The organism is Pseudomonas sp. MUP55 (assembly GCF_034043515.1).
In the GTDB taxonomy this organism is placed as follows: Bacteria; Pseudomonadota; Gammaproteobacteria; order Pseudomonadales; family Pseudomonadaceae; genus Aquipseudomonas.
In genome coordinates this window covers 4,410,590-4,430,132 of record NZ_CP138214.1, presented here as the reverse complement: position 1 = coordinate 4,430,132, position 19,543 = coordinate 4,410,590, and the positions used below count along the sequence as shown (strand labels likewise).

Here is a 19,543-nt window from a genome sequence, read left to right as displayed (position 1 = left end):
AATTATGGCTGTTCAGCAGAACAAAAAATCCCGCTCCGCCCGTGACATGCGCCGTTCGCACGACGCTCTCGAGGCAAGCACCCTGTCTGTGGAAAAGACCACCGGTGAAGTTCACCTGCGTCACCACGTATCGCCAGAAGGCGTATACCGTGGCCGTAAAGTGATCGACAAGGGCGCTGACGAGTAATCACTTGTCTGCTCAAGTCATCGCGATTGACGCAATGGGCGGGGACTTCGGTCCCCGCAGCATTGTTCAGGCCTGCATTGCCAGCCTGTCTGCAACGCCCTCTCTGCACCTGACCCTCGTCGGTCAAGCCTCCCTTCTTGAAGAACTGATTGCCAGCCATCCGGCGGTGGATCGCGCGCGCCTGACTGTTACAGCGGCCAGCGAAACCATCACCATGGATGAAAAGCCGGCGGCGGCCCTACGCGGCAAGCCCGACTCGTCCATGCGCGTGGCGTTGGAGTTGCTGCGCGACGGCAAGGCGCAGGCCTGTGTCAGTGCAGGCAATACTGGCGCTCTGATGGCCTTGTCGCGGCATGTGCTCAAGACGCTGCCGGGCATCGATCGGCCCGCCATGGTGGCCGCGATTCCGACGCAAAAAGGCTATTGCCAGTTGCTGGACCTGGGGGCAAACGTCGATTGCAGTGCCGAGCACCTGTTGCAGTTCGCTGTGATGGGGTCGGTGGCTGCCGAAGCGCTCGGCGTGGTCCGCCCGCGGGTGGCGCTGCTGAACATTGGCACCGAAGACATCAAGGGCAATCAGCAGGTCAAGCTGGCGGCCACCTTGCTGCAAGGCGCGCCGGGCTTGAACTACATCGGCTTTGTCGAAGGTGACGGCCTGTACCGTGGCGAAGCGGATGTCGTGGTGTGCGACGGATTCGTCGGCAATATCCTGCTCAAATCCAGCGAAGGCTTGGCGACCATGATTGCCACGCGCATCGAAGCCTTATTCAAACAGAACCTGGCGTCGCGTCTGGTCGGCGCCCTGGCGCTGCCGTTGATGCGCCGCCTGCAGGCTGACCTGGCTCCGGCACGGCATAATGGTGCGAGTTTTCTGGGTTTGCAGGGCATTGTGGTAAAAAGCCATGGCTCGGCGGGTGTGGAAGGCTTCCAAAGCGCGATTGCGCGGGCCCTGATCGAGATCCAAGAAAACCTGCCGCAGCGCTTGCACGGTCGCCTGGAGGACCTGTTGCCTTAGGCGAATTGGCCGCGGAGTGCTTAAATGTGACCGGCCAGTTCAATTGACCATCCAATCTGTCAGTTTCGTGCGCTCCCACCGTAGGAGCGACCATTTTTGACGACCAGATCATTAGGGGCTTGTTACATGTCTACATCCCTCGCATTCGTCTTTCCAGGGCAGGGTTCGCAGTCCCTCGGCATGTTGGCCGAGCTGGGCGCGCAATACCCGCTGGTCCTGGATACCTTCAAGGAAGCTTCCGATGCCCTGGGTTACGACCTGTGGGCCTTGACCCAGCAGGGGCCGGAAGAGCAACTCAATCAAACCGACAAAACCCAGCCCGCCATTCTGACCGCCTCGATCGCCCTGTGGCGCTTGTGGCTGGCTGAAGGCGGCGCGCGCCCGGCATTCGTCGCCGGTCACAGCCTGGGCGAATACAGCGCACTGGTCGCCGCGGGCAGCCTGACCCTCGGTGAAGCGGTCAAGCTGGTCGAGCGCCGTGGTCAGTTGATGCAGGAGGCCGTTCCGGCCGGGCAGGGCGGTATGGCTGCCATTCTGGGTCTGGACGATAACGTGGTGATCCAAGCGTGCGCCGAAGCGGCACAGGGCGAAGTGGTCAGCGCTGTGAACTTCAACTCACCGGGCCAAGTGGTCATCGCCGGCGCCAAGGCGGCGGTCGAGCGTGCCATTGAAGGCTGCAAGGCACGTGGTGCCAAGCGTGCGCTGCCGTTGCCGGTGAGCGTGCCGTCGCACTGCGAACTGATGCGTCCGGCCGCCGAGCGTTTTGCCGAGTCTATCGCTGCCATCAACTGGCAGGCGCCGAAGATCCCGCTGGTGCAGAACGTCAGCGCGGCGGTTGCCCCTGACCTGGACACCCTCAAGCGCGACCTGCTGGAGCAGCTCTACAAGCCGGTACGTTGGGTTGAATCGGTGCAGACTCTGGCCGCCAACGGCGCCACCGAGCTGGTCGAGTGCGGTCCGGGCAAAGTCTTGGCCGGCCTGAACAAGCGCTGCGCCGATGGCGTGTCGACCGCCAACCTCAATACCCCTGAAGCCTTCGCTGCCGCTCGCGCGGCACTGGCCTGATCCCCCCGAAATTAGGAGAAGCCTGCATGAGTCTGCAAGGTAAAGTTGCACTGGTTACCGGCGCAAGCCGTGGCATTGGTCAGGCCATCGCCCTGGAGCTGGGCCGTCAGGGCGCCGTCGTGATCGGCACCGCCACTTCTGCCTCGGGTGCCGAGCGTATCGCCGCGACCCTGAAGGAAAACGGCGTGCAGGGCACAGGCCTTGAGCTGAATGTGACCAGTGATGAATCCGTGGCGGCCGTGCTGGCCGAGATCACCGCTCGGTTCGGCGCGCCGGCGATTCTGGTGAACAATGCTGGTATCACCCGCGATAACCTGATGATGCGCATGAAAGACGACGAATGGTACGACGTGGTCGATACCAACCTGAACAGTCTGTTTCGCCTGTCCAAGGGTGTTTTGCGTGGCATGACCAAGGCCCGTTGGGGTCGAATTATCAATATTGGCTCCGTAGTGGGTGCCATGGGCAACGCAGGCCAAGTAAACTACGCTTCGGCCAAGGCCGGTTTGGAAGGTTTCAGCCGTGCGCTGGCGCGTGAAGTCGGTTCGCGGTCGATTACGGTAAACTCGGTGGCCCCAGGGTTCATCGACACCGATATGACCCGCGAACTGCCGCCAGCGCAGCGTGAAGCCTTGCTGACGCAGATTCCGCTAGGCCGTCTGGGTCAGGCTCAAGAGATCGCGAACGTGGTCACTTTCCTGGCATCCGACGGTGCGGCATACGTGACTGGGGCTACAATCCCAGTGAACGGCGGGATGTACATGAGTTAAATTGTGACGGATCGCTTCAAAAATATGTCATACGAGCTGTCTAAAATCCGTTATAAAGCTGCAACTTAATTTATAGGCAGGTGGCCGAGCGGGTACAGGGTGAAAGCTTTCGGTTGAAAAGCTGAAATGGCTTTCTATACACTTACCCACTGGCCAGCTGCCTGAATTTGTCCATTAGGAGTTAAACAAGGTATGAGCACCATCGAAGAGCGCGTCAAGAAAATCGTTGCCGAGCAACTGGGCGTCAAAGAAGAAGAAGTGACCAACTCCGCTTCCTTCGTAGAAGACCTGGGTGCCGATTCCCTTGACACCGTTGAGCTGGTGATGGCTCTGGAAGAGGAATTCGAGACCGAAATCCCGGACGAAGAAGCTGAAAGAATCACTACTGTTCAAGCTGCTATCGACTACGTTACTGCCCACCAGGCGTAATAGTTTGTAGTCGTCGCTTGCTGTCAGGGAAAAACCGCACTGCTGTAACGGCGTGCGGTTTTTTCTTTGAACGGTGACGAAAAGTACGCTGCGAAGCAAAGTGTCGTCATTAGAAAAAGGAGAGTGCTGTGTCGCGTAGACGCGTCGTAGTCACCGGTATGGGTATGTTGTCGCCACTGGGCACGGATGTGCCAAGCAGTTGGCAGGGCATTCTGGCTGGCCACAGTGGTATTGGTCTGATCGAACACACGGACCTTTCTGCCTATTCCACCCGTTTTGGCGGCTCGGTAAAGGGTTTCAATGTCGAGGAATATCTCTCGGTCAAGGAATCCCGCAAGCTCGACCTGTTCATTCAGTACGGCCTGGCAGCCGGTTTTCAGGCGGTGCGTAACGCCGGCCTGGAAGTGACCGACGCCAACCGTGACCGTATTGGCGTGGCCATGGGTTCGGGTATTGGTGGTCTGACCAATATCGAAGAAACCAGCCGCACGCTGCACGATTCCGGCCCCCGTCGAATTTCACCGTTCTTCGTGCCGGGCTCGATCATCAACATGATTTCCGGTTTCCTGTCCATCCACTTGGGCGCACAGGGGCCTAACTACGCCATCGCAACGGCGTGCACCACGGGCACCCACTGCATCGGCATGGCGGCGCGCAACATCGCCTACGATGAAGCCGACGTGATGATCGCCGGTGGCGCCGAGATGGCCGCCTGCGGCCTGGGTATGGGCGGCTTCGGCGCGTCCCGTGCGCTGTCGACTCGCAACGACGAGCCGACCCGCGCCAGTCGTCCCTGGGACAAGGGCCGTGACGGTTTCGTGCTGTCCGACGGCGCCGGCGCCTTGGTACTGGAAGAGCTGGAGCATGCCAAGGCGCGTGGCGCCACCATCTATGCCGAGCTGATCGGCTTTGGCATGAGCGGCGACGCCTACCACATGACCTCGCCGCCGTCCGACGGTGCCGGTGCTGCACGTTGCATCACCAACGCCCTGCGCGATGCGAAGGTCAACGCCGACCAGGTGCAGTACATCAACGCCCATGGCACTTCGACGCCGACCGGCGACCTGGCGGAAGCCGAGGCCATCAAATCGGTATTCGGCGAGCACGCCTATAAGCTGGCGGTCAGCTCCACCAAGTCCATGACCGGCCATCTGCTGGGTGCGGCGGGCGCGGTCGAGGCGATCTTCAGCGTGATGGCCATCAAGGACCAGGTCGCTCCGCCGACCATCAACCTCGATGAGCCGGACGAAGGCTGCGACCTGAACTTCGTGCCGCACGAAGCGCAACCGATGCCGATCGACGTGGTGATCTCCAACTCGTTCGGTTTTGGTGGCACCAACGGCTCGCTGGTGTTCCGCCGGTTCGCCGAGTGATGCAGAGCTGGGTCGACGGTCAGCCAGCGGACAGCGTGCCCCTGAAAGATCGCGGCCTGGCGTACGGCGATGGTGTGTTTGAAACCATCGCGGTCAAGGCTGGGCAGCCACTGCTGCTTGACCGACACCTGCAGCGCCTGCAGGAAGGCTGCAGGCGCCTCGCACTGGCGGGGGATCACGCTCTGGTGCGTAGCGAGGTGCTCGCCTATGCCGCCGCCCTTGGCGATGGCGTGCTCAAGTTGATCCTGACCCGTGGCGACAGCCAGCGGGGTTATGGCATCAACCCTGATGCCGCTGTACGCCGTATCTTGCAGGGCAGTTCGCCTGCCGCTTATCCCGAATCCCATGGCGCCGACGGCATCCGCCTGTTCGCGTGCGCCACGCGCTTGGCCGAACAACCGCTGCTGGCCGGGCTCAAACACCTCAACCGCCTTGAACAGGTGATTGCCCGCGCCGAATGGCGTGATGCCGAGCATGCCGAAGGCTTGATGCTGGATATGTCCGGTCGCGTCATCGAAGGTGTGTTCAGCAACCTGTTCCTGGTGCGCAATGGCTTGTTACTAACCGCTGATCTGACGCGTTGCGGCGTTGCCGGCGTGATGCGCGCCGAGATTCTCGCTCAGGCAAAAGCCCTGAGCATCCCGCTGGCCGTGGCCGACATCAGCCTTGAGCAATTGCAGCAAGCCGATGAAGTCTTTGTGTGCAACAGCGTTTATGGCATCTGGCCGGTACGCGAGTACGCCGGGATGAGCTGGTCGGTTGGGCCGCTCACCCGTAAACTGCAGGGTATTGTTCGCGCGCTATTGGATATTTGAGTTGATACGAAAACTGGTTGTACTGCTGCTGATCGGTCTGTTCTCGGCGGTTTTGGTGTTGGGCTTTTCTGCCTGGAAATACAACGCTGCCTTGAAACAGCCGTTGCATCTGACCCAGGAGCAATTGCTCGATGTGCCGGCAGGGGCAACGCCCACTGGCACCTTCAATCGCCTGGAAGCTGATGGCGTGCTCGACGGTGCCTTCTGGCTGCGTCTGTACTGGCGCTTCAACCTTGAGGGCCAGCCGTTGCACAGCGGCGAATATCGCATGACCCCTGGCATGACCGCCGAAGGCCTGATCGGCCTATGGCAGCGTGGGGAAGTGGTGCAATACAGCCTGACCCTGGTGGAAGGGTGGAATTTTCGTCAGGTGCGCTCGGCCCTGGCCAAGCATGAAAAGATCGTGCAAAGCCTCGCGGGCCTCAGCGACAGCGAAGTGATGGACAAGCTCGGTCATCCTGGTGTGTTCCCTGAAGGGCGGTTCTTTCCCGACACCTACCGCTTTGTGCGGGGCATGACCGATGTCGAATTCCTGAAGAAAGCCTACAACCGTCTTGATGACGTGCTGGCCCAGGAGTGGAGCAAACGCGCCGCTGATGCGCCTTACACCGAACCTTATCAAGCCCTGATCATGGCCTCCCTGGTGGAAAAGGAAACCGGTGTACCCGAAGAGCGCGGGCAAATTGCCGGCGTGTTTGTGCGTCGCCTGAAGCTGGGCATGATGCTGCAGACCGATCCCACGGTGATCTATGGCCTGGGTGAGCGCTACAACGGCAAGTTGACCCGTGCCCACCTCAAAGAGGCCAATCCTTACAACACCTACATGATCGCCGGCCTGCCGCCGACCCCCATCGCCATGGTCGGCCGCGAGGCGATTCATGCCGCGCTGAACCCGGTGCCGGGCAGCAGCCTGTATTTCGTTGCGCGTGGCGACGGCAGCCATATTTTCTCGGACGACCTGGATGCGCATAATGCCGCCGTGCGTGAATTCCAGCTCAAGCGTCGCGCCGATTACCGCTCCAGCCCGGCGCCGTCAGCCAAGCCGCTGGAAGGCACGGTGCCACCTGTTGACGTACCGGCAGAGTCCACGCCGGACACCAGCGCCCCGCAAAGCCCGCAATGACTCTGACTAAGGACTGCCTGTGACTGGCTTGTTTATGACCCTCGAAGGCCCGGAAGGCGCCGGCAAAAGCACCAACCGCGATTACCTGGCCGAGCGCCTGCGTGCCGCAGGCGTTGAAGTGGTGTTGACCCGCGAGCCCGGCGGTACGCCGCTGGCCGAGCGCATCCGTGAGGTACTGCTGACGCCGGGTGACGAGGCGATGAACCCGGACACCGAGCTGCTGCTGGTATTCGCCGCCCGTGCCCAGCATTTGGCCCAGGTGATCCGACCGGCCCTGGCACGTGGGGCCGTGGTGATCTGCGACCGTTTCACCGACTCCACCTACGCCTACCAGGGGGGTGGCCGTGGGTTGTGCCGGGAGCGTATTGCGACGCTGGAAACCTTCGTGCAGGCGGATCTGCGTCCTGATCTGACCCTGTTGTTCGACCTGCCGGTGGAAGTGGGGATGGCCCGTGCCAGCGCCCGCGGCCGCCTGGATCGTTTCGAGCTGGAAGGCCAGGGTTTCTTCGACGCCGTGCGCAGCGCGTTTCTTGCGCGTGCCAAGGCGGAGCCTGCGCGTTACCACCTGCTCGACGCGGCGCAGCCGCTGGCTCAGGTGCAACAAGCCATCGACGCGCTGCTGCCCACCCTTCTGGAGCGCGCCCGTGGCTGAAGCCTATCCGTGGCAGGCCGGCCTCTGGCAGCAACTGGCCGGCCGTGCCCAGCACGCCCACGCCTATTTGCTGCATGGCCCGATAGGCATTGGCAAACGCGCCCTGGCCGAGCGCTTGATGGCCAGCTTGCTGTGCCAGCGCCCGGTCAATCTGGAGGCCTGCGGTGAATGCAAATCCTGCCTGCTGCTGAAAGCTGGCAGCCACCCCGACAACTATCTGCTGGAACCTGAAGAAGCAGACAAGGCGATCAAGGTCGACCAGGTACGCGACCTCGTCAGCTTCGTGGTGCAGACCGCGCAAATGGGCGGGCGCAAAGTGGTGCTGATCGAGCCGGTGGAGGCGATGAACATCAACGCGGCCAACGCCCTGCTCAAAAGTCTTGAAGAGCCGTCCGGCGACACCGTGCTGTTGCTGGTGAGCCATCAATCCAGCCGTTTGCTGCCGACCATTCGCAGCCGTTGCGTGCAGCAGGCGTGCCCGCTGCCGAGCGAGGCCATGAGCCTTGAGTGGCTGGCGCAGGCGCTGCCGGAGTGCAGCCAGGAAGAACGGGTTGAATTGTTGACCCTGGCGGCCGGCTCTCCGCTGGCGGCGGTGAAGCTGCAGGCCCAAGGCGTGCGTGAGCAGCGCGCGCTGGTGGTCGAGGGCGTAAAAAAGCTCATCAAACAGGAAACGTCCGCCACCCAGCTGGCTGAAACCGCCTGGAAAGACATTCCCCTGTTGCTGCTGTTCGACTGGTTCTGCGACTGGTCCAGCCTGATCCTGCGCTACCAGTTGACCCAGGACGAACACGGCCTGGGCCTGCCGGACATGCGCAAAGTGGTGCAGTACCTGGCGCAGAAAAGCGCCCAGGACAAGGTGCTGACCCTTCAGGACTGGATCCTCGCCCAGCGCCAGAAAGTGCTCGGCAAGGCCAACCTCAACCGCGTGCTGTTGCTCGAAGCGCTGCTGGTGCAGTGGGTCGGCCTGCTCGGCCGGCGTTAATTTCCATGGCCGGCGGGTGTATCGTTGGCCAGACATGTTCCGTCACTCAAGTTGTAGAGGCCCATGCTCGTAGATTCTCACTGTCACCTTGATCGCCTCGACCTCGCTCAGCACGGCGGCTCCCTTGACGCCGCCCTTGAAGCTGCGCGCCAGCGCGGGGTAGGGCACTTCCTGTGCATCGGCGTCAGCGCTGAAAACGCCGCCGACGTCAAAGCCCTTGCTGATCGCTACGCCGATGTGGATTGTTCGGTGGGTATCCACCCGCTGGATCTCAAACCCGGCGAAGCACCGGCCCTGGACTGGCTGCTGGGCGAACTCAATCACCCGCGCGTCGTCGCTATTGGCGAAACCGGTCTGGATTACCACTACGAACCCGAAGCCGCCGAGCTGCAGCAGGCCTCGTTCCGCCTGCACCTGCACGCCGCGCAACAGACCGGCAAACCGGTGATCGTCCACACCCGCGGCGCGCGCGCCGATACCCTGGCCCTGTTGCGTGAAGCCGCGCTGCCGCAGGCGGGTGTGTTGCATTGCTTTACCGAAGACTGGGAGATGGCCAGGGCTGCCCTGGACCTGGGTTTCTACATTTCCCTGTCGGGCATCGTCACCTTCCGCAACGCCGACGCGCTGCGCGATGTCGCCCGTCAGGTGCCTGCCGACCGCTTGCTGGTGGAAACCGACTCGCCGTACCTGGCGCCGATCCCCCATCGCGGCAAGCCGAACCTGCCGGAGTATGTGCGCGATGTGGCGGATTATCTGGCGATGCTGCGCGGTGAGTCCTATGAGCGCTTCGCCGAGCAGACCACCGAGAACTTCAAGCGTTTGTTTCCACTGGCCCATATGGCTGGCTGATTATTACCAAATCGCGGGCAAAAAAAACCCGGGTTCTGGGGGGTGAATCCGGGCTAAGACCATTAGGAGTAAAACAAGGGTACACAGTCCGTCGGCACCCAGGTCGACGCTTCACTTGGGGGAGATGTCGCGCCGACAGTTGAAGTATTGATCACTATCGGATTCAGTCCAGTCGCGATTGATCGATTTTTAAACAGATTTGGAATACGCGTTCTTCGCTTGAGTTCTCATCGGGCATGATGCGCAGGTTCAAGTGTCGCGTATTGTTTCTGACTGATATCGCCAAAATCGTTGGCGTATTGAAAGTAAAGTACGCAACCGGTTCACATAGGCGTTGCCCAACGACCGTTCAGTCGGGATAATCCCTCGCATCGGGTAAATCGTATCGCCACGTATCCGTGGCGTGCGCTGCCCTCCCTATTCCGACCTGTGCAGACCTCTTCCTCATGCATAAAGAACCCCGTAAGGTCCGTGAGTTTCGCCGCCGTGAGCAGGAAATTCTCGACACCGCACTCAAATTGTTCCTCGAACAAGGCGAAGACAGCGTCACCGTCGAGATGATCGCGGATGCCGTGGGTATCGGCAAAGGCACAATCTATAAACACTTCAAGTCCAAGGCCGAGATTTACCTGCGCCTGATGCTCGACTACGAGCGCGACTTGAACGAGCTGTTGCATTCGGCCGATGTCGACAAGGACAAAGAGGCTTTGTCCCGGGCCTATTTCGAGTTCCGCATGCGCGATCCGCAGCGTTACCGTCTGTTTGACCGGCTGGAAGAAAAGGTGGTCAAGGGCCATCAAGTGCCGGAAATGGTCGAGGAGCTGCACAAGATCCGCGCTTCGAACTTCGAACGCCTCACCTTGCTGATCAAGGGTCGTATCAGTGAAGGCAAGCTCGAAGACGTACCGCCTTACTTCCACTACTGCGCGGCCTGGGCGCTGGTGCATGGCGCCGTCGCGCTGTACCACTCGCCGTTCTGGAGCAATGTGCTGGAAGATCAGGAAGGCTTCTTTCAGTTCTTGATGGACATCGGCGTGCGCATGGGCAACAAGCGCAAGCACAGCCCGGAATTGCCTGGCCCTGAAAAAGCCGGCGAAGCGCCTGCCGCCTGAGTCATTCGCCACGCTGATGACTCAATGATTTACTGCCAGGCGCAGTACCCTAGGAATATACTCAGGCAAGGACCTTGCTAAAAGCTGATTAATAAGTCAGCTTCTTGGTACGCCCTCGTAAAATCCTCTGCCGGAGTGGTTCATGATCGTTGATCGTCAAGGCAGGCGGTTTCGCAATTTGCGGATCAGCCTGACCTCAGCCTGTAATTACGCGTGTACCTACTGCGTGCCCAATGGCAAGCGGCTGGTGGCTGCCCAGGACGAACTCTCGGCACAAGCCATGGCGCGAGGCGTGGCCTACCTGATCGAGGCGGCCGGCATCGACCGCCTGCGTATTACCGGCGGTGAGCCGTTGGTGAGCCCCAAGCTGGAAGCCTTCATGGGCGACGTGGGGCAGATGGGGCTCAGCGATATCAGCCTGACCACCAATGGCCAGTTGCTGGCGCGCAAGCTGCCGCTATTGGTGGACGCGGGTATCCGGCGCATCAACGTTTCCCTCGACACCCTGGATGCCGACGCCTTCCGCAGTATCGCCCGCGGCGGCGACCTGGCCACTGTGCTCGATGGGATGGACCAGGCACGCGCGGCGGGGATCAAGATCAAGGTCAATATGGTGCCCCTGCGCGGCCAGAACCTGGACCAGGTGATGCCGTTGCTCGATTACTGCCTGGAGCGGGGCTACGAGCTGCGCTTTATCGAGTTGATGCGCATGGGACACCTGGCGAAAGACTCCAACGCGTTCCTGCAGCAATTCGTCAGCCTGCAGCAACTGCTCAGCCTGATCGGCGAACACCACGAATACCTGCAGGCCAATGCCCCTGTCGACGCCACCGCCGTGCGCTATGAGGTGCCAGGCAAGGGCTTCTTTGGCGTGATTGCCAATGAAAGCGTGCCGTTCTGCCGGACCTGCTCGCGCCTGCGTCTGTCCTCTACGGGCTGGTTGCACGGTTGCCTGTCTTCGAGCAATCGTCACTACGTCGGCGACCTGCTGGACAAACCTCGCCACCAGGCGCTGCCGGCTTTGCAGGGCTTGCTGATGAAGGCCCTGGGCGACAAGCAGGAAGTCGCCTTCTCGGGCGGCGCAACGGTGATGAAGATCATCGGCGGCTGACGCCAAGCTGCCAGCTTGAAGCTTGAAGCTTGAAGCTGGCAGCTGCCCCCCTGGCCCAGATTCTGCATCTCACGCCCATTCGCCGGTTTTCCGTCACCGGCTTCTGGAGGAATAGGATGCGTAGTCTGGTTTTGTTGCTGGTGTCGTTGGCGCTGAGTGGTTGCATGACCGTCAGCGATATGGCCGAAGGCACCCGCTATCAGATGAGCGACGCCGGCTTGCTCGACCACAGTGATACCCGCCGCACCGCGTCGGTCCGTATCCAGCCGGACTCCTTTGTGTTTATCGCCCAGGGCGCGTTCGTGCCGCCTGGCAGCGCCTATCCGCGACCGAACGTGGTGGCCGAGGAAGCGTTCAACGGCTTCGTCGAATACTTCCCCATGGTGCGTCGTGCCCGTCAGCCCGAAGGACTGGAACAAGCCATGGCCGAAGCGCGCGCGGCGGGGGCGCATTACTTGCTGTATTGCCGTTTCGCGGCAGCCGATGACCGTATCGGCAACGCCGATGAGTGGACCGACCAGCAAGCCCTGGACCGCCTTGGCCTGGACAGCGGCGTGATCCAGATCATGTTGATCGAGACCAGTACCCAGTATTTGATTGATACTGCACGCATTCGCAGTCGTGGCGGTTTACTGACGTTCCACGACAACACGCCACAAGATCTGATCGCCCGGCCCCTGGCCCAGTACGCTCGTGGGTTGTTGGGCATGAGTGATCAGTAAGCCTGAAAAGGAGACCTCCATGACCGATACCGCCAAGGCCAATGATCTATTGGCGCAACTGCCCAAAGGCAAAGGGCCGGCGCCGGTGCATCTATGGAACCCGGATTTCTGCGGCAATATCGACATGCGCATCGCCCGTGACGGCACCTGGTTCTATCAGGGCACGCCGATCGGGCGCAAACCCATGGTCAAGTTGTTTTCCAACATCATCCGCCGCGATGGCGATGATTATTTTCTGGTAACGCCGGTGGAAAAGGTCGGCATCATGGTCGATGACGCGCCCTTTGTCGCCGTCACGCTCGAGGTGCAGGGGCAGGGCGAAAGCCAGGTGCTGCGGTTTACCACCAACGTCGACGAACCGATTGAGGCTGGGCCCGAACACCCCCTGCGTGTGGTGATCGACCCGCTCACCGAAGAGCCGGCGCCTTACCTGCGGGTGCGCAGTAACCTCGAAGCGCTGGTGCACCGCAACGTGTTCTACCAATTGGTCGAGCTGGCCGTGAGCCGTCCGATCAACGGGCAAAGCTGGCTTGGCGTATGGAGCAACGGGGCGTTTTTCCCGATTGGCCTGGAGCCCTGAGGTCGGTTCCTTGATTTCCCGGAAATAATTCGCTTGCCGTACACCACGGCTTTCGGTTATCAATTTGTACATGATTAGACATGTCCGATTCGATAAGAAAAAACGCGTCGTCGACGAGCTCATCCGCCGTATCGAAGGTGGTGTGATAGCCGACGGTTTCCTGCTGCCCGGCGAGCATCAACTGGCCGAGGAGTTTGCAGTCAGTCGTGGCACGCTGCGTGAAGCGCTGGCTGAGCTCAAGCGGCGCAACTACATTGCCACCCAAAGCGGTGTCGGCTCCATCGTCACCTTTGATGGCATGGTGCTCGACCAGCGCCAGGGTTGGGCCCAGGCGCTGGCTGACACAGGCGCACAGGTGAGCACCGAGGTGTTGCGCTTTGAAGCGGTGACGCGCCCGGATCTGTTCAGCCGCTTTGGCACTGAGCAGTTCATAGCCCTCGACCGTTGCCGGCGCACGGCTGACGGTACGCCAGTGTCGCTGGAGCGCTCGCTGATGCCTGCCAGTGCGGACCTGGAAAGCCTGCCCCGCATGGGTCTGATCGACAATTCCCTGACCATCACCCTGGCGGCCTACGGCTATGTGGGCGCCGCAGGTGACCAATGGATCGGTGCCGAGGCCCTGAGCGATGAGGATGCGCAATTGCTTGGACGTCCGGCCGGCACGGTCTTCCTCAAGGCGTCGCGCACCACCTATGACCGGCGTGAGCGCTTCATGGAGCATGTTGAAAGCCTGCTCGACCCGCTGCACTTTCGTTTACACCTGCAATTCGGGGCGTCCAAATGACTGCTGAACTTCGCGCGCTTGGCGCGTTTTATGGCCTGGCCCTGGGCGACGCGCTGGGCATGCCCACGCAATCCTTGAGCCGTGAGCAAGTCCGCCAGCGCTTCGGTGCGATCACCACGCTGCAGGATGCGGGCCCCGACCAACCCATTGCGCCGAACATGCCCGCCGGTTCCATCACCGATGACACCGAACAGGCGATCCTGGTCGCTGAGTTGTTGGTGCAAGGCCATGGCAGGATCGAACCTGCCGTGCTCGCCCAACGCCTGATCGACTGGGAAGCGGCCATGCGCGCCAAGGGGTCCCAGGACCTGCTCGGGCCGTCCACCAAGCGGGCTATCGACATGATCCTCGCCGGGCATACACCCCAAGAGTCCGGGCGCTATGGCACGACCAATGGCGCGGCCATGCGCATCACGCCGGTGGGCATTGCCGCCGACGTCAGTGACCCGACGCGGTTTATACAGGCGGTGCTCCAGGCCTGCCAGGTCACCCATAACACCAGCCTGGGCATTGCCAGCGCGGCCGCTGTGGCGGCGGTGGTCTCGGCCGGCATCAACGGCGTGGACCTGGGCGAAGCTCTGAACATCGGTACTCAGGTTGCACAACAGGCGGAGCACCATGGCCACTGGGTGGCTGGCGGACGCATGTCCACGCGCATCAGTTGGGCGCGCACCCTGAGCGTGGGCAGTGGCGACAAGGCCCTGTTCACCGACTTGCTCTATGAGCTGATTGGGACCTCCGTCGCCTCCCAGGAGTCAGTGGTGGTGTCGTTCGCCCTCGCGCAGCAAGTGGCGTCGGGCGACATGAACGCCTTCGAGGCGTTGTGCCTGGCCGCGAGCCTGGGTGGCGACACCGACACCATCGCCGCGATCCTCGGTGCCATGCTCGGTGCCTGTCTGGGTCTGCAGTGCTGGCCGCCGGAGATGGTCGAGCAGGTCAGGCGAGTGAACGGCCTGGACCTGCAAGCGCTGGTTCAGAATCTGCTCGCATTGCGTTGAATGAGTGAAGCGTTGCCACAACCACAATAATACAGGCATCAGGAGCACCCCCATGAGCAGCACTTCTTCCGGCCAAAGCGCCGGGCAATTGGAAACGCGCGGCATCGAACCGGTCCCGGAGGGCGAGTGCAACGGGCATCCGCTGCAGCTGTTCTGGGTATGGTTCGCGGCCAATATCAGCATCCTCGGCTTGCCGCTCGGTGCCACGCTGGTTGCGTTTCGCGGCCTGGCGATCTGGCAGGCGATTATCGTGGCGATCCTGGGCGCTGCCGGTTCCTTCGCGGTGGTGGGCATTATTTCCATCGCCGGTCGCCGTGGTCGCGCGCCCAGCCTGACCTTGTCCCGCGCCATCTTCGGCGTACGCGGCAATATCGGGCCAACCCTGGTGTCGTTGATGTCGCGCCTGGGCTGGGAAACGGTCAACACCACCACGGCGGCCTTTGTGCTGCTGTCGCTGTGCTCGATTCTGTTCGGTTCGCCGGTGCAGGCCAAAAGCGCACCGATGCTCACCCTGATCTTCATCGGCCTCTTCGTGCTGTTGACCCTGGCGGTTTCCGGCCTGGGACACGCCACCTTGCTGGTGATCCAGAAATGGGCGACCTACGTGTTCGGCGCCCTGAATATTCTGGTGGGCGGCTTCCTCTGTGCCACCATCGACTGGAGCGCGGTATTCAACGCCACCCCGGCGCCGCTGAGCGCCATGATCATCGGCGTCGGCACCATGGCGGCCGGCACCGGCATCGGTTGGGCCAACGCGGGTGCCGACATGTCGCGTTACCAGCATCGCAGCGTCAAGGCCGTGCGCCTGGTGGCTTCTGCCGCGTTCGGCGCGGGCATCCCGCTGGTGTTGCTGATCACCCTGGGTGGCCTGTTGTCGGTGGGTAACAACGACCTGGCTTCGGCCACGGACCCGATCATTGCGATCCGCGACATGCTGCCGACCTGGATGGCGGTGCCGTACCTGATCACTGCGTTCGGCGGGCTGCTGTTATCGAACAACCTGTCGGTGTATTCCGCCGGCCTCACCACCCTGACCCTGGGCTTGAAGGTCAAGCGCGTGCATGCGGTGATCGTCGACATCGTGGCGATTTTCGCCGGCTCCATTTACTTCATGCTGATTGCCGAGAGCTTTTACGGCCCGTTCATTACCTTCATCTCGTTGCTGGCGGTGCCGATCACCGCCTGGGTGGGGATTTTCGTGGTCGACCTGATTCACCGTCACTACTACAGCCCCAAGGATTTGCTGGATGTCAGCCCCAGCAGCGCCTATTGGTATCGCGGCGGTGTGGAGTGGCGCGCATTCGGCGCCTGGGCGCTGGCCATCGTGCTGGGTTTTTGTTTCACCACCATTGGTACCACGGCCGAAACCGTCTGGTTCGCCGGGCCATTGTCGGACTCCTGGCTGGGCCATAACGGCCTTGGCTGGATCGTGACCTTCCTGGTGGCCGGCGGTGTGTATGCCGTACTGGGCGGCGCTGCCGATCGACGCCCCGCGTCAGTCGAGCGTGCCAATGCCTAGATTGCTGCATACCGGGCAGGTCATCGTCGACCTGGTCATGGCCCTCGACACCCTGCCGGCATCGGGTGGCGACGTGCTGGCCAGATCGGCCAGTTTCGAAGCTGGTGGCGGCTTCAACGTGATGGCCGCCGCACGGCGTAATGGCCTGCGGGTGGTGTACCTGGGGCGTCACGGCAGCGGTCGGTTCGGTGAACTGGCCCGCGCTGCAATGCAGGCTGAGGGCATTGAAATGGCACTGCCGGCAAGCAGCGGCAAGGACACCGGCTTGTGCGTCGCCCTGACCGAAGCCACCACGGAGCGCACGTTCATTTCCCATCTCGGTGCCGAGGGTGAGTTAAGTGCCGACGACCTGGCCCCGATCGTCCCGCGTGCCGAGGACTATGTGTACGTCAGTGGCTACAGCCTGCTGCTGGAGGGCAAGGCGCAGCCGCTGATCGACTGGCTGCTGGCGCTGCCGCGCGAGGTCGTGGTGGTGTTCGACCCGGGCCCGCTGGTCAAGGCGCCGGACTCGGCCGTGATGCGCGCATTGTTGCCGCGTATCCATATCTGGACCAGCAATGGCCCCGAGGCGCTGGCATTCACTGGTGCTGCAGATGTCGGCGCTGCATTGCGCGAACTCAATCGTCATCTGCCTGCCGAGACGCTGCGGGTGGTGCGTGACGGGCCCAACGGTTGCTGGGTAGGGCGCGGCAGCGAAATCGAGCATGTGCCAGGTTTCAAGGTGCAGGCGGTGGACAGCAATGGCGCGGGGGATGCGCATGCCGGGGTGTTTATTGCCGGGCTTGCGAACGGCTTGAAACCGCTTGAGGCCGCACGCCGAGCGAATGCGGCGGCGGCGTTGGCGGTGACTCGCTGGGGCCCCGCGACGTGCCCTGACATCGCCGAGGTCGAGGCATTAATCTCAAAATAAACACAAACCAGAATGTGGGAGGGGGCTTGCCCCCGATAGCGGTGTGTCAGCCAGCTCATCTATAACTGACCCACTGCTATCGGGGGCAAGCCCCCTCCCACAGTTGACCGGTGTTCAACCGGCCTTGCGCAGCGCCTCGATCAACTCATCCTTGCGCATGCTCGAACGCCCGGGAATGTCCCTGGCCCGCGCCTCCTTCATCAGGCTTTCCTTGGTTTGCGTCTCAAGCGAGGCGCGGCTGCCGCGAGGATGACCCTCACGGCTGGCCGCTGCGCGCTTGGCCGAATCCTGTCGATCCTGAGTCTTCTTTGCCGGCGCTTTACGCTGGCCGGATCCGCCGGACTTTTCGCCGCCGCCCGACTGCTTATTGACGGTGGCCCAGGCACGCGCCTCGGCTTCGTCCTTGGACAGTCCCTTGTGCTCATAGCTGTCTTCGATATGAGCGGCTTTGCGTTTCTGTTCTTCGGTGTATTTCGCTTTGCTTCCACGAGGCATCGCTAACACTCCTTCCGGCCATGGAGGTATCAAGGCGCAGGTTGTTTGGGTGCACCTGGGATATTGGAGTCGTCGCCTTTGTTGATCTTCGGCTCATTTTTTTCGGCGCCAGGGCCCATCTTGCCGTTGCCCACGGCAGCGGGTGCCTGACGCTGGGTGTCATTGCCTTTGGTGCGCGGGTCGGCGCCGTTGTCGATGACTGCGCCGCCATTGGTGTCCAGGCCAGTGCCCATGGAATCCTGGGATTCCTGAGTGGCAGGGCTTGGCGGGGAACCGACCGGATCAGTCTTGCCGGTGGACGACGTCGCAGCGAAGGCACTCAGCGAGGCAGCAGACAACAGGCCGGTGAGAGCGAGGGCAGCCAATTTGGAATTCTTCATCAGGGTGTCTCCATTGGGATTAATGTCCTTACCCTGTATTGGTCAGCCCTTATCTACGGTTCGTGCCTTGATGGCGACGAACGGTCTTGCACCGGTTGTAAGATTTTGTGTGCCCGTACCTCGGAAATTGCGCTGCAATCGTTCATCAAAGCGTCTTAGTATGTGGGCTTTGAACTTGCCCAAGGCGCGCCCATGACCATCGAGATTCGCCCCGCCGTACCCAGCGATGCTGCGCAGATCCTGACTTTCATCACTGAACTGGCCGAATATGAAAAAGCCCGGCACGAAGTGGTCGCCAGCGTGGTGGATATCGAACGCAGCCTGTTCAGCGAAGGCGCTACCGCCCACGGCCTGATCTGTTCGCGCGACGGCCTGCCGATTGGCTTCGCGGTGTTTTTTTTCAGCTATTCCACATGGCTCGGCAGCAACTGCCTGTATCTGGAAGATCTTTATATCAACCCGGAGCAGCGCGGCGGCGGGGCGGGCAAGAAGTTGCTGCGCCATCTTGCCAGGATCGCCTGCGACAACGGCTGTGGGCGCTTCGAATGGAGCGTGCTGGACTGGAACGAGCCGGCAATCGCCTTCTACAAGTCCATTGGCGCGCAACCTCAGGAAGAGTGGGTGCGCTATCGCATGGAAGGCAACGCGCTGAGGGATTTTGCCCAAGGCTGACGGGATTTGGAAACCGGCCGATTGAGGCCGGTTTTTTTATAGGTATGCTCATATTGTGGGACGTAAATTTATATATTGAGATATTTCAAATGATGGGTTTATAGTCGCCTGCATCAGCACTCACTATCAAAAATAAAACAGGTGAAGCGATGCAGGCACAACCGTTGTCCTTACCCGCCGTGCCCGAGCCCACTTACGGCGAGCGCCTCAAGCACAAGGTGGTGATCATCACCGGTGCTGCGCAAGGCATTGGCGAGGCGATTGTGGCCTGCTTCCAGGCGCAGCAGGCGCGGTTGGTGATTGCGGACATCCAGTGCGATAAAGTCGAAAAAGTCGCGGCCCATTGGCGCGAACGTGGCGCCGAGATTGTCGCGCAAGCCGTCGATATCACGTGCAAGGCGCAGTGGCAGGCGCTGGTCGATGTGGCCATCGAGCGCTTCGGCCGCGTCGACGTGCTGGTCAACTGCGCCGGGGTCAATGTGTTTTGCGACCCGCTGCAAATGACCGACGAGGATTGGCGCCGTTGCTTCGCCATTGACCTGGACGGTGCCTGGTACGGTTGCCGCTCGGTGCTGCCACACATGATCGAGCAGGGCATCGGCAATATCATCAACATTGCTTCCACCCATTCCAGCCACATCATTCCCGGCTGCTTTCCCTACCCGGTCGCCAAACACGGCCTGCTCGGGCTCACCCGCGCCCTGGGTATCGAATACGCGCCCAAGGGTATCCGCGTGAATGCCATCGCCCCGGGATATATCGAAACCCAGCTCAACGTCGACTACTGGAACACCTTTCCCGACCCCCACGCCGAGCGCCAGCGCGCGTTCGACCTGCACCCGCCCAAGCGCATCGGCCAGCCGGTCGAGGTGGCGATGACCGCGCTGTTTCTGGCCACCGACGAAGCGCCCTTTATCAATGCCACCTGCCTGATGATCGATGGCGGGCGGTCTGTGATGTACCACGACTAAATCGTTTTCCAATAACAAGAATGAGGTAG

23 protein-coding genes are annotated in these 19,543 nt (G+C 61.5%); 21 read left to right on the top strand and 2 right to left on the bottom strand.

Going from position 1 to position 19,543, the window contains the following annotated elements:
* Positions 1–4: 4 nt before the first annotated feature.
* The 19 genes from rpmF to SC318_RS19815 all read left to right on the top strand — a co-directional run bounded on the left by rpmF (position 5) and on the right by SC318_RS19815 (position 16,996).
* Complete coding sequence (gene rpmF, locus SC318_RS19905) at positions 5–187, top strand: 50S ribosomal protein L32 (protein WP_003179396.1); 183 nt, start codon at positions 5–7, stop codon at positions 185–187.
* Positions 188–191: 4 nt separating this feature from the next.
* On the top strand, positions 192–1,202 hold the full coding sequence (gene plsX / locus SC318_RS19900; protein WP_320428170.1) for a phosphate acyltransferase PlsX: 1,011 nt from the start codon (positions 192–194) through the stop codon (positions 1,200–1,202).
* 126 nt (positions 1,203–1,328) lie between these two features.
* Positions 1,329–2,267 carry an ACP S-malonyltransferase gene (fabD, locus tag SC318_RS19895; RefSeq protein WP_320428169.1) on the top strand — a complete coding sequence of 313 codons (939 nt, stop codon included), beginning with the start codon at positions 1,329–1,331 and terminating at the stop codon, positions 2,265–2,267.
* 26 nt (positions 2,268–2,293) lie between these two features.
* Positions 2,294–3,037 carry a 3-oxoacyl-ACP reductase FabG gene (fabG, locus tag SC318_RS19890; protein ID WP_320428168.1) on the top strand — a complete coding sequence of 248 codons (744 nt, stop codon included), beginning with the start codon at positions 2,294–2,296 and terminating at the stop codon, positions 3,035–3,037.
* A 192-nt stretch (positions 3,038–3,229) separates the two neighbouring features.
* Positions 3,230–3,466, top strand: coding sequence for an acyl carrier protein (gene acpP / locus SC318_RS19885; protein WP_320428167.1), 237 nt, complete (start codon positions 3,230–3,232; stop codon positions 3,464–3,466).
* Positions 3,467–3,594: 128 nt separating this feature from the next.
* A complete protein-coding gene (fabF, locus tag SC318_RS19880; RefSeq protein WP_068935423.1) occupies positions 3,595–4,839 on the top strand; it encodes a beta-ketoacyl-ACP synthase II in 1,245 nt (414 codons plus the stop codon).
* Positions 4,839–5,654: an aminodeoxychorismate lyase gene (gene pabC, locus SC318_RS19875; RefSeq protein WP_320428166.1), complete on the top strand. Its 816-nt coding sequence runs from the start codon at positions 4,839–4,841 to the stop codon at positions 5,652–5,654. Before fabF ends, pabC begins: the two co-directional genes overlap by 1 nt.
* A 1-nt stretch (position 5,655) precedes the next feature.
* Entirely contained in the window at positions 5,656–6,777 is a 1,122-nt protein-coding gene (gene mltG, locus SC318_RS19870) for an endolytic transglycosylase MltG (protein WP_320428165.1), read from the top strand.
* Between the two features lie 19 nt (positions 6,778–6,796).
* Positions 6,797–7,429, top strand: a complete 633-nt coding sequence (gene tmk, locus SC318_RS19865) for a dTMP kinase (protein WP_320428164.1) — start codon at positions 6,797–6,799, stop codon at positions 7,427–7,429.
* Entirely contained in the window at positions 7,422–8,411 is a 990-nt protein-coding gene (locus tag SC318_RS19860; RefSeq protein ID WP_320428163.1) for a DNA polymerase III subunit delta', read from the top strand. The genes tmk and SC318_RS19860 overlap by 8 nt, the downstream gene beginning before the upstream one ends.
* 63 nt (positions 8,412–8,474) lie before the next feature.
* On the top strand, positions 8,475–9,260 hold the full coding sequence (locus SC318_RS19855) for a TatD family hydrolase (protein WP_320428162.1): 786 nt from the start codon (positions 8,475–8,477) through the stop codon (positions 9,258–9,260).
* A 446-nt stretch (positions 9,261–9,706) separates the two neighbouring features.
* Positions 9,707–10,372 carry a TetR/AcrR family transcriptional regulator gene (locus tag SC318_RS19850; RefSeq protein WP_306494256.1) on the top strand — a complete coding sequence of 222 codons (666 nt, stop codon included), beginning with the start codon at positions 9,707–9,709 and terminating at the stop codon, positions 10,370–10,372.
* Between the two features lie 142 nt (positions 10,373–10,514).
* Entirely contained in the window at positions 10,515–11,483 is a 969-nt protein-coding gene (locus tag SC318_RS19845) for a GTP 3',8-cyclase MoaA (RefSeq protein WP_320428161.1), read from the top strand.
* A gap of 116 nt (positions 11,484–11,599) precedes the next feature.
* Entirely contained in the window at positions 11,600–12,205 is a 606-nt protein-coding gene (locus tag SC318_RS19840) for a DUF4823 domain-containing protein (protein WP_306494254.1), read from the top strand.
* Positions 12,206–12,224: 19 nt separating this feature from the next.
* The gene (locus SC318_RS19835) at positions 12,225–12,785 is read left to right on the top strand and encodes a DUF1285 domain-containing protein (protein WP_320428160.1); all 561 of its coding nucleotides are present in this window, start codon (positions 12,225–12,227) and stop codon (positions 12,783–12,785) included.
* 70 nt (positions 12,786–12,855) lie between these two features.
* Positions 12,856–13,569, top strand: a complete 714-nt coding sequence (locus tag SC318_RS19830; RefSeq protein WP_320428159.1) for a GntR family transcriptional regulator — start codon at positions 12,856–12,858, stop codon at positions 13,567–13,569.
* Positions 13,566–14,567, top strand: coding sequence for an ADP-ribosylglycohydrolase family protein (locus SC318_RS19825; protein ID WP_320428158.1), 1,002 nt, complete (start codon positions 13,566–13,568; stop codon positions 14,565–14,567). The genes SC318_RS19830 and SC318_RS19825 overlap by 4 nt, the downstream gene beginning before the upstream one ends.
* A gap of 52 nt (positions 14,568–14,619) precedes the next feature.
* A complete protein-coding gene (locus SC318_RS19820) occupies positions 14,620–16,086 on the top strand; it encodes a purine-cytosine permease family protein (protein WP_320428157.1) in 1,467 nt (488 codons plus the stop codon).
* Complete coding sequence (locus SC318_RS19815) at positions 16,079–16,996, top strand: PfkB family carbohydrate kinase (RefSeq protein WP_320428156.1); 918 nt, start codon at positions 16,079–16,081, stop codon at positions 16,994–16,996. Before SC318_RS19820 ends, SC318_RS19815 begins: the two co-directional genes overlap by 8 nt.
* A 114-nt stretch (positions 16,997–17,110) precedes the next feature.
* Here the strand turns inward: SC318_RS19815 and SC318_RS19810 are convergent, their stop codons facing one another.
* Positions 17,111–17,491, bottom strand: a complete 381-nt coding sequence (locus tag SC318_RS19810; protein WP_320428155.1) for a Rho termination factor N-terminal domain-containing protein — start codon at positions 17,489–17,491, stop codon at positions 17,111–17,113.
* Positions 17,492–17,520: 29 nt separating this feature from the next.
* Positions 17,521–17,871 (bottom strand): hypothetical protein, encoded by a 351-nt coding sequence (locus SC318_RS19805; protein WP_320428154.1) that lies wholly within the window; start codon positions 17,869–17,871, stop codon positions 17,521–17,523.
* Positions 17,872–18,063: 192 nt separating this feature from the next.
* On the opposite strand from SC318_RS19805, the gene SC318_RS19800 reads away from it, so the two are divergent.
* Positions 18,064–18,543 carry a GNAT family N-acetyltransferase gene (locus SC318_RS19800; protein WP_320428153.1) on the top strand — a complete coding sequence of 160 codons (480 nt, stop codon included), beginning with the start codon at positions 18,064–18,066 and terminating at the stop codon, positions 18,541–18,543.
* Between the two features lie 149 nt (positions 18,544–18,692).
* The gene (locus SC318_RS19795) at positions 18,693–19,514 is read left to right on the top strand and encodes an SDR family oxidoreductase (RefSeq protein WP_320428152.1); all 822 of its coding nucleotides are present in this window, start codon (positions 18,693–18,695) and stop codon (positions 19,512–19,514) included.
* Positions 19,515–19,543 lie beyond the last annotated feature (29 nt).